13 protein-coding genes are annotated in these 13,091 nt (G+C 64.1%); 8 read left to right on the top strand and 5 right to left on the bottom strand.

Annotated features, from left to right (window positions below):
- Window positions 1-480: 480 nt before the first annotated feature.
- Genes ACIGJG_RS05115 through ACIGJG_RS05105 form a run of 3 tightly spaced genes read left to right on the top strand, consistent with a single transcriptional unit; the run spans window position 481 to window position 3,174 of the window.
- Entirely contained in the window at window positions 481-1,368 is an 888-nt protein-coding gene (locus tag ACIGJG_RS05115; RefSeq protein ID WP_140950139.1) for an AAA family ATPase, read from the top strand.
- Window positions 1,368-1,961 (top strand): GNAT family N-acetyltransferase, encoded by a 594-nt coding sequence (locus ACIGJG_RS05110; RefSeq protein ID WP_483672848.1) that lies wholly within the window; start codon window positions 1,368-1,370, stop codon window positions 1,959-1,961. Before ACIGJG_RS05115 ends, ACIGJG_RS05110 begins: the two co-directional genes overlap by 1 nt.
- A gap of 37 nt (window positions 1,962-1,998) precedes the next feature.
- The gene (locus tag ACIGJG_RS05105) at window positions 1,999-3,174 is read left to right on the top strand and encodes a vWA domain-containing protein (RefSeq protein WP_220631446.1); all 1,176 of its coding nucleotides are present in this window, start codon (window positions 1,999-2,001) and stop codon (window positions 3,172-3,174) included.
- Between the two features lie 39 nt (window positions 3,175-3,213).
- On the opposite strand, the gene ACIGJG_RS05100 is transcribed toward ACIGJG_RS05105, so the two are convergent.
- Window positions 3,214-4,254 (bottom strand): ABC transporter substrate-binding protein, encoded by a 1,041-nt coding sequence (locus ACIGJG_RS05100; RefSeq protein ID WP_181184419.1) that lies wholly within the window; start codon window positions 4,252-4,254, stop codon window positions 3,214-3,216.
- Between the two features lie 213 nt (window positions 4,255-4,467).
- A complete protein-coding gene (locus tag ACIGJG_RS05095) occupies window positions 4,468-5,370 on the bottom strand; it encodes a LysR family transcriptional regulator (RefSeq protein WP_041679524.1) in 903 nt (300 codons plus the stop codon).
- Between the two features lie 133 nt (window positions 5,371-5,503).
- Here ACIGJG_RS05095 and ACIGJG_RS05090 point away from each other — a divergent pair, with 133 nt between their 5' ends.
- From ACIGJG_RS05090 to ACIGJG_RS05080, 3 genes are all read left to right on the top strand, one after another.
- Window positions 5,504-6,490, top strand: coding sequence for a tripartite tricarboxylate transporter substrate binding protein BugE (locus ACIGJG_RS05090; protein WP_011297201.1), 987 nt, complete (start codon window positions 5,504-5,506; stop codon window positions 6,488-6,490).
- 13 nt (window positions 6,491-6,503) lie between these two features.
- Complete coding sequence (locus tag ACIGJG_RS05085; RefSeq protein WP_011297200.1) at window positions 6,504-7,394, top strand: N-formylglutamate amidohydrolase; 891 nt, start codon at window positions 6,504-6,506, stop codon at window positions 7,392-7,394.
- Window positions 7,395-7,599: 205 nt separating this feature from the next.
- Window positions 7,600-8,385, top strand: a complete 786-nt coding sequence (locus ACIGJG_RS05080) for a BspC domain-containing protein (protein ID WP_368013928.1) — start codon at window positions 7,600-7,602, stop codon at window positions 8,383-8,385.
- A 69-nt stretch (window positions 8,386-8,454) separates the two neighbouring features.
- Here ACIGJG_RS05080 and ACIGJG_RS05075 read toward each other — a convergent pair whose 3' ends face one another.
- A complete protein-coding gene (locus ACIGJG_RS05075; RefSeq protein WP_140950145.1) occupies window positions 8,455-9,597 on the bottom strand; it encodes a M14 family metallopeptidase in 1,143 nt (380 codons plus the stop codon).
- A 23-nt stretch (window positions 9,598-9,620) separates the two neighbouring features.
- On the bottom strand, window positions 9,621-10,406 hold the full coding sequence (gene yaaA, locus ACIGJG_RS05070; protein WP_140950146.1) for a peroxide stress protein YaaA: 786 nt from the start codon (window positions 10,404-10,406) through the stop codon (window positions 9,621-9,623).
- A 39-nt stretch (window positions 10,407-10,445) separates the two neighbouring features.
- On the opposite strand from yaaA, the gene ACIGJG_RS05065 reads away from it, so the two are divergent.
- Window positions 10,446-10,970 (top strand): putative toxin-antitoxin system toxin component, PIN family, encoded by a 525-nt coding sequence (locus ACIGJG_RS05065; protein WP_140950147.1) that lies wholly within the window; start codon window positions 10,446-10,448, stop codon window positions 10,968-10,970.
- A 79-nt stretch (window positions 10,971-11,049) separates the two neighbouring features.
- Window positions 11,050-12,222 carry a pyridoxal phosphate-dependent aminotransferase gene (locus ACIGJG_RS05060; RefSeq protein ID WP_483672846.1) on the top strand — a complete coding sequence of 391 codons (1,173 nt, stop codon included), beginning with the start codon at window positions 11,050-11,052 and terminating at the stop codon, window positions 12,220-12,222.
- An 87-nt stretch (window positions 12,223-12,309) separates the two neighbouring features.
- Here ACIGJG_RS05060 and ACIGJG_RS05055 read toward each other — a convergent pair whose 3' ends face one another.
- A complete protein-coding gene (locus ACIGJG_RS05055) occupies window positions 12,310-12,951 on the bottom strand; it encodes a glutathione S-transferase (protein ID WP_011297194.1) in 642 nt (213 codons plus the stop codon).
- Between the last annotated feature and the right edge of the window lie 140 nt (window positions 12,952-13,091).

Here is a 13,091-nt window from a genome sequence, read left to right as displayed (position 1 = left end):
ACCGTGCGTGACCTGCCCTGCCGGGCGGAGACGGTCTCAGAATGCTTCTGGGGGAAGCCTGGCAGCCAGCGGCCAGGGAGCAATCCGCCAGACTTTTCGCATCCGGTTCGTTGCCGGGATGTGGAACACCATTCTGGAACCACCTCGCGCAATCGCCGCGACCCGGAAGGGCCGCAGGGACTTCTGAACGCGGACTGCCGGATACTGGAGAACTGGACGTGGGGGCGCGTCAAACCGCCGCATTGTACAGCAGGCGGCACCTGGCAGTCCAGCCAACGGCCCCGGGCGCGGCCGGGATGTCAGCGTGTCCCAACACGAACCGCAAAGGTCTTTTATACTCGTCCATTCAGGGAATCCGAACGACCGTTCGCGAATCCAGTTTCCATAAAGAAAGCGCGCGTCACAGCGCGAAGAGACTGCGCTCAATGCGCCGACCCGGCATCATCCAGCCGGGTGCCGGCCGTCACCTCAGGTTGCCTCATGTCCAACACCGCCAACGCTTCCGCCCAAGCCTCCTCCCAGCAGGTCAAATTCGAAGGTAGTGACCAGTATGTCGCCACCGATGACCTCAAGCTGGCCGTCAACGCCGCGCGCACGCTGCAGCGTCCGCTGCTGATCAAGGGCGAGCCCGGCACGGGCAAGACCATGCTGGCCGAGGAAGTGGCCGCCGCGCTGGGCATGCCGTTGCTGCAGTGGCATATCAAGTCCACCACCAAGGCACAGCAGGGCCTGTACGAGTACGACGCAGTGTCGCGCCTGCGCGATTCGCAGCTCGGCGACGACCGCGTGCATGACATCCGCAACTACATCGTGAAGGGCGTGCTGTGGCAGGCGTTCGAAGCCGACGAGCAGATCGTGCTGCTGATCGACGAGATCGACAAGGCCGACATCGAATTCCCGAACGACCTGCTGCGCGAACTCGACCGCATGGAGTTCTACGTCTACGAGACGCGCGAACTCGTGAAGGCCAGGCACCGTCCGCTGGTGATCATCACGTCGAACAACGAGAAGGAATTGCCCGACGCGTTCCTGCGCCGCTGCTTCTTCCACTACATCAAGTTCCCCGATGCCGAGACCATGCAGCGCATCGTCGACGTGCACTACCCCGGCATCAAGCGCGAACTGGTGGCGGCCGCGCTGGAATCGTTCTACGAGATGCGCAACCTTCCGGGCCTGAAGAAGAAGCCGTCGACCTCGGAACTGATCGACTGGCTCAAGCTTCTGATGGCCGAGGACATCCCGCCCGAGGCGCTGAAGAGCCCGGACAAGAAGGCCGCGATCCCGCCGCTGCACGGCGCGCTGCTCAAGAACGAGCAGGACGTGCACCTGTTCGAGCGGCTGGTGTTCATGAACCGGTCGAACCGCTGATGAGCGATTTCATCCAGCCCGTCACACTGTCGGGACGTCACGCCACGCTCGAGCCACTTCGGCCCGAGCATGCGGAAGGCCTGCGTGCCGCGGCTGCGGACGGTGACCTGTGGAAACTCTGGTACACGAGCGTGCCGGCGCCCGAGCGCATGGAAGCTGAGATCGCGCGGCGTCTGGGTCTGCAGCAGCAAGGCTCGATGCAGCCCTTCGCGGTGCGCGACGCAAGTGGCCAGCTCGCCGGCATGACGACGTACATGAACATCGACGCCGCCAACCGGCGCGTCGAGATCGGCTCCACGTGGTACGCGCAAAGTGTTCAACGCACGCCGCTGAACACCGAGTGCAAGCTGATGCTGCTGCGCCATGCGTTCGAGCAGCTCGAATGCATTGCCGTGGAGTTCCGCACGCACTGGATGAACCACCAGAGCCGCACGGCTATTGCGCGCCTGGGCGCGAAGCAGGACGGCGTGCTGCGCAACCACATGCGCATGCCGGACGGCTCGCTACGCGACACCGTGGTGTTCTCGATCATCGCGAGCGAATGGCCGACGGTGCGCAACCACCTGCAATTCCAGCTCGAGCGGCCGCGCTGAAGCGCGCCGCCTGCTGCCACACTGATCGCGAGGCATCATGCTGATCGACTTCTTCTTCTCGCTGCGCCACGCCAAGCTGCCGGTCTCGGTCAAGGAATACCTGACCATGCTCGAGGCGCTCAAGGCCCAGGTCATCACGCCGTCGATCGACGAGTTCTACTACCTGGCGCGCATGACCCTGGTCAAGGACGAGAAGCACTTCGACAAGTTCGACCAGACCTTCGGCGCGTACTTCAAGGGCGTGGAAAGCCTGGTCGACTGGAAGTCCGACATCCCGCTCGACTGGCTGCAGAAGACGCTCGAACGCGAGCTGTCGCCCGAGGAAAAAGCAAAAATCGAGGCCATGGGCGGACTCGACAAGCTCATGGAGCGCCTGAAGCAACTGCTCGAAGAGCAGAAGGAAAAGCACGAGGGCGGCAACAAGTGGATCGGCACGGGCGGCACCTCGCCGTTCGGGCACGGCGGCTACAACCCCGAGGGTATCCGCATCGGCGGTCCGTCCAAGGGCAACCGCACCGCGATCAAGGTGTGGGACGCGCGCACCTACAAGGACTACGACGATCAGGTCGAGCTCGGCACGCGCAACATCAAGGTCGCACTGCGCCGCCTGCGCCGGTTCGCGCGCGATGGCGCCGACACCGAGCTGGATCTCGACGACACCATCCACTCCACCGCGGCCAACGCCGGCCTGCTCGACATCAAGCTGCGGCCCGAGCGCCATAACAAGGTCAAGGTGCTTATGCTGATGGATGTGGGCGGCTCGATGGACGACCACATCAAGCGCGTGGAAGAACTGTTCTCCGCGACCAAGACCGAGTTCAAGCACCTCGAGTACTACTACTTCCACAACTGCCTGTACGACCACGTGTGGCGCAACAACCGGCGCCGCCATGCTGAAAAGCTCAATACGTGGGATCTGCTGCACAAGTACACGCCCGACTACAAGGTCATCTTCGTCGGCGATGCGACGATGAGCCCGTACGAGATCCTGCAGCCGGGCGGCTCGGTCGAATACAACAACACCGAGGCCGGCTCGGTGTGGCTCAACCGCGTGACCGAGCAGTTCCCGCACTTCGTCTGGCTCAACCCGGAACCGGAAGGCTTGTGGCAATACCGCCAGTCGATCACGGTTATCAACCAGCTAATGAAGGGTCGCATGTACCCCGTCACGCTGGCGGGGCTCGAATCGGCGATGAAGGTGTTGTCGAAGTAAGAGACACAAGAGAGGCGCCCGGCAGCGCCTCTCTTCTTTTCAGCTGATGATGCGGCCACCGTTGCCAATCATCGCGATTTCCACATAGTCGGGACCGCTGTGCCGGTTGCGGTCATAGTGCACGCGCAAGCCGCCAAACTCGCGCTTGCCGAATGCCTCCAGCTTGCTGATGAACAATTCGCGGGTCGGATTGGCACCGCACGCAAGCAGGCCCTCGACCACCACTTTCGCCGTCACGAATCCTTCCACGGCCTCGTAGGTCCGGTTGTCGCTGACGCCGGCCTTGTCGAGCACGTCCTGGAATTCGCGCGCCAGCGGCACAACGCGTGAGGCCGGGTTGGGCATGATCTGCGTGACCGCCACGCCGCGCGACAGGTCGCCAGCCTTTTCGAACACCTGCCTGGCCGAGGTGACAGACAGTATCCACGGATACGGCAATGGGCCATACCGAGACTGATGGGCCGTCAGGATGTCCGTTACCGATTGCGGCGCGGTGAACAGCAGCGTGGTTTGCGCCCTCGCGCCCCGCAGCTTTGCCACGACAGCGGCGACGTCGTCGCCCTTCACGCTATGAACAACCATGGTGGCGATCTCTGCGCCGTATTTGCGCGCCGCATCGACCGCCGCATCGGCGTTCACCTTGCCGAACGCGTTGTCCTGGTAGACCACGGCGATCCGCTTCAGGCCGATCGTGGCCGCATGCTGGACCATGCGCATCACTTCGTCGACGTAGCCACCGCGAGTGTGGAACAACGGCGCGGCATCGCGGCGCACGTCCGGTGCGCCTGTGAATGTGCCGACCACCGGAAGCCGGTGCTGCCCGATCAGCGGCAGCGCCGCAAGCGTGTTGCCGGTGCCTGCCATGCAGACCAGCCCGAAAACTTCGTCCTGAAGGAACGCCTGCACATTGGCGACCGTCTTCTCAGGCACGTAGTTGTCCTCGCGCCGCTTCACAATCAGCCGGCGGCCATGGACGCCGCCCTTCGCGTTGACGTGGTTAAAGTACGTGAGCAGACCTTCGGTGTAGCTGCGGTACGGACCGCCCCACACACTGTCGAAACCGATAGTCTGGCCGAACACGATGCGGTCCGGATAAATCCCCGGCGCCGCTCCAGCCGCCCGAGCGCCCCTTGCCACAGCGGCCGCCCCGCCAATGGCTGTCGTCGTCCACACAAATTGCCTTCGATCCATGGATTGACCCCGCCTCTGTTCTTTTGCGGGGCAGTGTCCGCGACGGCTCAGGCGCGCAACATGGCGGCAAACCCTGTCTGTTGCTGCCGCGAGGCAACAAAGTCAGCCGCGCGTGTCGGTACCCTCCATCAGCCAGGCACGGAAAGTCTGCAAGGCAGGCAGATGTTGCTTGTGCTCGGGGTAGCACAGGTAATAGCCCTTGTTGCTGAGCACGCGCGCCGGATGCGCGACCACCAGTGCGCCGTTGGCCAGCTCTTCCTCGATCAGGCAACGCGGAATCAGCGCAATGCCAAGACCCGATAGCGCCGCTTGCGTGAGCAGCGAAAACTGGTCGAAACGCGCCCCGGCCCAGGCATCGCGCGTCGGCACGCCAAGTTCAGCGAACCAGTCGGGCCAGGCTTCCGGCACTGTCGTGTGGTGCAGCAATGGATATTGCTGCAGCTCTGCGGGCGCGCCGACCACGCCGCCCGGATGGCCGGCCACCAAAGCCGGCCGGCACACGGGCACGATTTCGCGGCCGATCATGTAGTCGGCCAGACTCCCGGGCCAGACGCCCACGCCAAAGCGGATCGCCGCGTCCAGTTCGGGCTCGGCAAAAACATAGCCCTGCGCGTGCGGGACAAACTCGAGCCGGACTTCGGGATGCCGCGCAAAGAACTGGGGCAAGCGCGGGATCAGCCATTTGGCGCCGAGCGTCGGCATGCTCGCGATATGCAGCGTCCCCGCCTGTTGTTCTCGTCCCGCCGCTTCTACCGTGGCCGCCTCGATCTCGTCGAGCGTGGGCCGGACTCGTTCCAGATAGCGCACGCCGGCCGGCGTCAGTATTAGCCGCTGGCGCACGCGTTCGAACAACTCTACGCCGAGAAGAGACTCCAGGCTGCGCACCTGCTTGCTCACCGCCCCCTGCGTCACATGCAGCGCCCGCGCGGCCGCGGTAAAGCTGCTGTGCCTGGCCGACGCTTCAAACGCCTGCAATTCGGTCATCGACGGCATCATGCGCCGCATACATCACCTCAACTTCACAACCAAATGGAATGACCGTGCGATTTTATTTCGTTTGCGGGCATCTTGCCGGCGCGAGCAGAATCGGAGAAACCGCTTTTCTCTCCATTCCGATCCCTCCTGCTCCGCAAAAATCATGCAACGTCGACAACTCCTCCGCGTTCTCGCCGCAGCCTCGGCTGCCATTGCCGCAGGCGCCGCGCTGCCTGCCGCCGCCCAGTCCAACTACCCGACCAAGCCGATCACGCTGGTGGTGCCGTTCCCTGCCGGCGGCACGACCGATATCGTGGCGCGCATTGTCGCCGACAAGCTCGGCCAGCAACTCGGCCAGGCCGTGGTGGTGGACAACCGTGGCGGCGCGGGCGGCAGCATCGGCACCGCCTACCTGGCCAAGGCTGCGCCGGATGGCTACACGCTCGGTATTGCCACGGCTTCGACGCACGGCATCAACCCTGCCGTGTACCCCCGCCTGTCGTATGACGCCACCAAGGACTTCACGACCATCACGAACCTGGCCTCGGTGCCCAATGTGATGAGCATCCACCCGTCGGTGAAGGCTACCGACATGAAATCGTTCATCGCGCTGGCGCATTCGCAGCCCAACAAGCTCGCGTACGGTTCGGCTGGCAATGGCAGCGTGTCGCACATGATGGGCGAGCTGTTCAAGATGAGCAGCAAGACCGAACTGCTGCATGTGCCGTACAAGGGCGTGGGACCGGCGCTGAACGACGCGCTGGCCGGCCAGGTCCAGGTGCTGTTCGACAACCTGCCGTCGTCGCTGCCGTTCATTGAAGGTGGCAAGCTGCGCGCGCTGGCCGTGGCCGCGCCCAAACGCGTTGCCGCACTGCCCAACGTGCCGACGTTCGCCGAACTGGGCCTGCCCGAAGTCAACGACTCCGCATGGTTCGGCCTGATCGCCCCGGCGAATCTTCCCGCCGACCTCCAGAACAAGCTGAATGCCGCGGCCATCAAGGTGCTGGCGTTGCCCGAGGTGAAGGCTAAACTTGAAAAGCTGGGCGCCACGCCGGTGGGCAACACGCCTGCGCAGTTTGCCGCGCAGATCAAGAGCGAAGTGGCCAAGAACAAGCGCGTCGCCGCCGCAGCCAAGATCTCCCTCGACTGATTGCCGCAGCACCATGACCGAAGCAGACCGAAAGAGCGCGGACAGTCCGTACCAGCTTTACCTGCCGGAAGGCCCGGTGAGCGCACTGTTCCTTGACTCGCCGCACAGCGCGACTGTCTATCCGACGGACTTCCGCCCCGCCGCCACGCTACCCTTGCCGCTGCTGCGGCAGGCCGAAGACACCTTTGTCGACGAACTCTACGCAGGCGCCCCGTCGCGTGGCATTCCGCTACTGTGCGCGGGCTTTCCGCGCAGCTACCTGGATGCCAACCGCGGGCTCGAGGAAATCGACGAGGCACTGCTCGACGCGCCGTGGCCCGGCGCTAAGCAGGATACCGCCAAGACCCGCCTGGGCAAGGGCCTGGTCTGGCGCGTGCTCGACACCGGCGAAGCGATCTACGACCGCAAGCTGAGCGTGGAGGAAGTGCAGTCGCGCATCGAGCGCTGCTACCTGCCTTACTACGCGCAGTTGCAGAAGCTCGCCGATCGCGCCGTGGCCGAACATGGCGCGGCCTGGCACATCAACTGCCATTCGATGCCGAGCCAGGCAGCGCAGTACGCGACGGAATTCCCGGGGATCCAACACCCGGATTTCGTGGTGGGCGACCGCGACGGCACGACGTGCGACAAGCGCTTCACCGACCGTGTCGAAGGCGTGCTCAAGGACATGGGCTATGACGTCTGGCGCAACCACCCGTACAAGGGCGTCGAAATCGTGCGCGTCGTCGGCCAGCCGCAGACCGGCCGCCACAGCCTGCAGCTCGAGATCAACCGCAAGCTCTACATGGACGAAGCTGGCCTGACCCACACGGCCGGCTTTGCCAAGCTGCGGCACGACCTCAACACGCTGCTCGATGAACTGCTGAAGTTCACGCGTTCCATGCCCGCTCGCGCGCTGCGTTGAGCCGCGGCAGAAGCTATCCCGGATGCAGCGCGCTGCATCCGGGTTCATCTCGGTTGCACAACACACAGGCTTTCTGTTAATGCCCGCCGATCATTCGTGCGCAAAAAGAATGGGTAACAAAGTTTAGGAACTTTGCAAGATAGGTTTCCTCTATCATGGCAATCCTTTGCGAACCCACGCTTGCCAGAATGGCAAGACAGACACCGTGATCCGACGACTCTCCCGACTGATCGGCAGCCGCCTCAGCATGCTGGCCGCCGCAGTAACCGGTGCGTTGGTGCTGGCGGGCTGCGCCAATACGCCGGCTGATGGCACCGATGCCGCCAGCCAGTCCGCGACCCCTGCCGCCCCTGTACGCCCCGCGCCCGCAGCCCCGGCAACGCCCGCGCCGGAACCGACCAAGACCATCACCCTGCCCGACCGCGGCCGCGTCAGCCTTGCCGAGTACCGCGCCAAGATGCGCGATCAGCTGATGAAATCCGAGGGCGCTACGAGCGACGTCGCCGACTGCGCAGCCCACGCGAGCTGGGTCCTGCCCCGCTCGGCCACCTACGACGCGCTCAAGATCCCCACCGGCGCGCTTGGCGCCGGCCAGGCCATGGTGGAACCGTGGAGCGGCCGCTTCTCGCAGGGCAAGCAATCCGTGCCGGTGAGTTCGGTGGTGACATTCTCCGCGATGGCTCACAAGCGCCGTGGCGAGGAACAATGGCAGCCCGTCAAGGTGCGCTGCGGCTACGACGACGGCATGATGCTCGCATACGAGTTGCTCGACAGCAGCGGCACGGCTATCGCGGAACCGGCGGCAGCCCCCGCTGTCGCGACATCCAGTCACGCCTCGTCCAGCAAGGGCAGCAAGAAAGGGGCGAAGGGCAGCAAGTCCAAGAGCACGTCTACGGCTTCGTCCAAGAGCAGTACGTCGGGTAAGTCTTCGGCCAAGGCATCGTCCTCGTCGTCGTCCAAGTCGTCGAGCAAGAGCAAGAAGAAGCAGTAAGCGTCGGGGCAGTCCCATGTAAAAAGGCCCGCCTTGCCGGCAGGCCTGTGTTGCTTACTGCGGTCGGGCTTAGCCGAGAAAATTCAGGATCGCCTCCAGCATCGCCGTGCCCAGCAACGCGCTGCGCGCGCCGTTCCAGCCCACCGTGGCATCGGGCAGGTCGGCGTTGTCCTTGAACGGCATTTCCAGCGTCAGAGACAGGCAGCCAAACGTGTGGCCGACGTACTTCGACGCGAGCTTGAGCGCGTCGGCGTTGTACTTGCTCGCGGCATAGCCATGCACGTCCTGGAAGTCCGGCGTGACGCGCTTGAAGGCCTCGATAAAGCGTGTTTGCTCCTCCCGCTGCTTCTCGGAAAAGCTCGGCAGCATCTCGCTCCCGGCGACGAAGTTGTAGGGCAGGCCCTCGTCGCCGTGGATGTCGAAAAACAGGTCGCAGCCCGTCGCCTCGATCGCGCGGCGCACGTGCCAGACTTCCGGGCTCGTTTCCGGGCTCGGCGTCATCCACTCGCGGTTCAGGTTGGCGCCCGCGGCGTTGGTGCGCAGGTTGCCGCGGGCCGAGCCGTCCGGGTTCATGTTGGGCACAATATGGAACACGGCGCTTTCCAGCAGCTTGCGCGCGACCGGATCGTGCGCCCACATGCCGGTGCCGGTCAGGCGCTGGAGCACGCCTTCGCAGAACCATTCGGCCATGCTTTCGCCGGGATGCTGGCGCGCAATCATCCAGATGGTCTTCTTGCCGGGACCGGGCTGGCCCACCGTCACGCGGGTCATGTCGCGGCCGTCGACTGTACTTCCCAGATGCGAAAGCTTTGCGAGCGGCGAGCGCTGGCACGTTGCCAGCAACGACAGGTGGCGCTCTTCGGGATAGGGCTCGAAGTATGCGAACCAGACGCTGTCATGTTGCGGCGTGAACTCAACGGTCAGCACCTGCCCGTCAAAGCGCGTCGGCACGCGGAACCAGTTCGCGCGATCGTACGAGGCCACCGCGCGATAGTCTCGCCAGCCGTCCGGATACGTGCAGTCCCCCGCGTTGAGGAACTGCAGCCGGCACGCCTGCCCCGCCGCGCCCTGCAGGCGGAAATGAAACCACTGGCGGAAGTCCGCGTGCGAATCGGCACGGATACGCACGCGGATATCGTCGGCATGGTCGAGCGCTTCGACCTCGATCGCGCCCGAATCGAAACTGGTGGAAATATGCAGGCCTGAAGTCATGTCGGGCAGCTCCGTGGCAGGGTTCAGTCTTCGAGGCGGCGGCGGAACACCCAGCGGCCGTCGTCGGAAGCAGCGGCATCGAAGGCGTAGCCGTCTTCGGCAAAGCGCTTGAGCGCAGCAGGCTCCGTCACGCGATGCGTGACCGCATAGCGTGCCATGGTGCCACGTGCGCGCTTGGCATGGAACGAGATGATTTTGTAGCGGCCGCCCTTCCAGTCCTCGAACACCGGCGTGATGATGCGCGCGTTCAGCACCTTGGGGCGCACCACCTTGAAATACTCTTCCGAGGCGAGATTGACAAGCGTCGGCGCGCCTTCGTGCTTGAGCCCGGCCAAGTCGTCGTTGAGCAGCCGGGTCACGTCGTCGCCCCAGAACGCGTAGAGATCCTTGCCCGCGACGTTATCGAGGCGCGTGCCCATCTCCAGGCGGTAAGGCTGCATCCAGTCCATCGGGCGCAGCACGCCGTACAGGCCGGACAGGATGCGCACATGCGTCTGCGCAAAGCCAAGGTCATCGGCCGACAGGCTCTTTGCATCGAAGCCGTCGTAGACGTCGCCGTTGAAGGCCAGCACCGCCTGCTTGCTGTTGGCGGCGGTGAAGGTCTCCGACCACTCCGCATAGCGCGTAACGTTGAGCACCGCGAGCTTGTCGGAGATGTCCATCAGCGCGCCGACATCCTGCGGCGCGAGCTTGCGCAGGCGATCGATCAGCACCGCCGAACGTTCGATAAAACGGGGCAGCGTATGGGTCTTGGTGCGCGCGGGTGTCTCGTAGTCCAGGGACTTCGCGGGAGACAGGACGATGAGCATGGCAAAATTGCGGGAAACACAAAGCCAAGATTGTAGCGAATGACCAACCCGACATCCGGCGACGCTTCAGCGCCCAGCCTCGCCGGCATCACATCTGCCGCCAGTAACCCTCCGCGCGTTGTACTGGACTCCAATATCTGGGTCGACCTGCTGGTGTTCGGCGATCCGCACACCCGACCGATCCTCGAAGCGCTCGAAGCCGGCACCTTCGCGCCAGTGATCCGCGCCGACTGCCGCGAAGAACTGCGCCGCGTGCTCGCCTATCCGCAATTTGCACGTTTTGCCGTCGATATCGACGCGGCACTGGCCACCGTGGACCGCTTCAGCACGTTGGAGCCGCTGCCCTCGCAGGAAGACGCCGACGCCATCCGCCTGCCGCGCTGCAAGGACACGGACGACCAGAAGTTCGTCGAGCTTGCGCACTTCTCGCGTGCCGCGTGCCTGGTGTCGAAGGACAAGGCCGTGCTCAAGCTCAGGAGCCGCTTGCGCCGCTCCAGCGGCGTGGAAGTGATGACACCGCCCGCGTTCGGCCAGTGGCTGGTTGCCCTGGCGGCCGCCGCCTGATGCCTCGAATCGCTTTAGAATTGCCGCTGTTGCCGCTCCGGCAAGCCGATTTTCGCTCTCGTCCTACAACGTCGCAGCCATGTCCGCAGACTCCACCCTCGCCCCGCTGACTCCGCCCGTGTCGCGCCTACCATCCGTCGGCACCACGATCTTCACCGTGATGTCCGCACTGGCAGCCGAAAAGAACGCCGTCAACCTCGGACAGGGCTTTCCCGACTTCGATTGCGATCCGCGCATCGTCGATGCCGTGACCCATGCCATGCGCACGGGTCACAACCAGTACCCGCCGATGGCCGGCGTGCCGCGCCTGCGCCAGGCAATCGCCGACAAGATCGCCACGCTGTACGGCCATCGCTATAGCTGGGAAAGCGAGATCACCGTCACGGCCGGCGCCACGCAGGGCATCCTGACCGCGATCCTGTGCGCCGTGCATCCCGGCGACGAGGTGATCGTGCTGGAACCGTGCTACGACAGCTACCTGCCGGCGATCGAACTGGCCGGCGCGACCGCTGTGCCGGTCACGCTGGAGGCGCCCGATTTCCGCGTGCCGTTCGACCGCCTCGCTGCTGCCATCACGCCGCGTACGCGGATGATCCTCATCAACACGCCGCACAACCCGACCGGGACGATCTGGCGTGCCGCCGACATGGACAAGCTGGCCCAACTGCTGGCCGGCACCGACATCCTGCTGCTGTCGGACGAGGTCTACGAGCACATGGTCTACGACAGAGAGCCACACGCATCGGTGTCACGCCATCCGGAACTTGCGCGGCGCAGCTTCGTGATTTCGAGCTTCGGCAAGACCTACCACGTGACGGGCTGGAAGGTCGGTTATGTGGCGGCGCCGGCGGCGCTATCGGCGGAATTCCGCAAGGTGCACCAGTTCAACGTGTTCACCGTGAATACGCCCGTACAGCATGGCCTGGCCGACTACATGGCCGATCCCGCGCCGTATCTGGAACTCTCCGCGTTCTACCAGGCCAAGCGCGACTATTTCCGCGTCGGGTTGGCCAATACGCGTTTCAAGCTGCTGCCGTCCGAGGGCACGTATTTCCAATGCGTGGACTACTCCGCGATTTCCGACCTGAGCGAGGCCGAGTTTTCGATGTGGCTGACGCGAGAGATCGGCGTGGCGGCGATCCCGGTCTCGGCCTTCTATACGCAGCCGCGCGAATCGGGCGTGGTGCGATTCTGCTTCGCCAAGAAGGAAGAAACGCTGTCGCTGGCATTGGAGCGGCTGGCAAAGCTCTGAAATCGGTCCCGCCAATACGAGAACGCCCGCGGCATGTGTGTACCGCGGGCGTTTTGCTTCAGGCGCAGTACCCATGCAGGCCGGCGCTTACTTGTTCCGGCTCAGCATCAGCTCGGTGTTCGCCTTGCGGTCGGCATTGACCTTCTGCACCGACGGGCGCTCCGACAGCGTCTTCAGGTATTCCTTGACTGGCAGGTCGGCCAGCAGGTCCTTGCCGTAGATGATCTTTGTGCACGACGACACCAGTGGCAGGTGGACGGCGGCTGCACAGTCGGCCAGCGTGAAGGTATCGCCCGCCACATACGGCGAGAACTTCGCGAGCTTCGCGAACGCGGGAACATAGCGCGACAGCAGCTTGAGCTGGCGCTCCTTCACGTTGTCGCTGACCTTGCCGCCGAAGAACGCCTCCGGGTACAGCTCGCGCGCGGTCAGTTCGAGGTACAACTCCAGGAATGTGACGATTTCGCGTACCTTGCCGGCCTGCATCGGATCGCGCGGCAGCAGCGGCGTCTGCGGATAAGCGGCTTCCAGGTATTCGTTGATGACTTCCGACTCGCACAACGAACCCGATTCGGTGATCATGTAGGGCACCTTGCCGGCTGGCGTGGCGGTCGTGTCGGTCTCGCCGATCCAGGCCAGCACCTCCTCGAACGGCACATTCTTTTCCAGCAGTGCCAGCTTGACCTTGTTGTAGTAGTTGCTGGCGGCAAATCCGCACAGTTTCAGCATGTCGTCTCTCTCCTGTTGGAATCCACGCTTGCGGGCGCAAGCCCGTAGCGATTGTGAACCATCCCGGTCTTCTGGTGCCGCCGGACTGGCCGATCAGCGCACGCCGCCTGCCTTCCGGCCATTTCCGGAAAGATGCAAAA

Source organism: Cupriavidus sp. C1SS-2L (genome assembly GCF_057073735.1).
The sequence above is the reverse complement of the archived record's forward strand: the minus strand, read 5'-3'. Positions and strand labels throughout refer to the sequence as shown.

What these genes read in the sequence shown, in the direction of transcription:
- ACIGJG_RS05115 (WP_140950139.1), top strand. Translation starts at nt 481, where the DNA reads ATGTCCAACACCGCCAACGCTTCCGCCCAAGCCTCCTCCCAGCAGGTC.
- ACIGJG_RS05110 (WP_483672848.1), top strand. Translation starts at nt 1,368, where the DNA reads ATGAGCGATTTCATCCAGCCCGTCACACTGTCGGGACGTCACGCCACG.
- ACIGJG_RS05105 (WP_220631446.1), top strand. Translation starts at nt 1,999, where the DNA reads ATGCTGATCGACTTCTTCTTCTCGCTGCGCCACGCCAAGCTGCCGGTC.
- ACIGJG_RS05095 (WP_041679524.1), bottom strand. Translation starts at nt 5,370, where the DNA reads ATGCGGCGCATGATGCCGTCGATGACCGAATTGCAGGCGTTTGAAGCG.
- ACIGJG_RS05090 (WP_011297201.1), top strand. Translation starts at nt 5,504, where the DNA reads ATGCAACGTCGACAACTCCTCCGCGTTCTCGCCGCAGCCTCGGCTGCC.
- ACIGJG_RS05085 (WP_011297200.1), top strand. Translation starts at nt 6,504, where the DNA reads ATGACCGAAGCAGACCGAAAGAGCGCGGACAGTCCGTACCAGCTTTAC.
- ACIGJG_RS05075 (WP_140950145.1), bottom strand. Translation starts at nt 9,597, where the DNA reads ATGACTTCAGGCCTGCATATTTCCACCAGTTTCGATTCGGGCGCGATC.
- yaaA (WP_140950146.1), bottom strand. Translation starts at nt 10,406, where the DNA reads ATGCTCATCGTCCTGTCTCCCGCGAAGTCCCTGGACTACGAGACACCC.
- ACIGJG_RS05065 (WP_140950147.1), top strand. Translation starts at nt 10,446, where the DNA reads ATGACCAACCCGACATCCGGCGACGCTTCAGCGCCCAGCCTCGCCGGC.
- ACIGJG_RS05060 (WP_483672846.1), top strand. Translation starts at nt 11,050, where the DNA reads ATGTCCGCAGACTCCACCCTCGCCCCGCTGACTCCGCCCGTGTCGCGC.
- ACIGJG_RS05055 (WP_011297194.1), bottom strand. Translation starts at nt 12,951, where the DNA reads ATGCTGAAACTGTGCGGATTTGCCGCCAGCAACTACTACAACAAGGTC.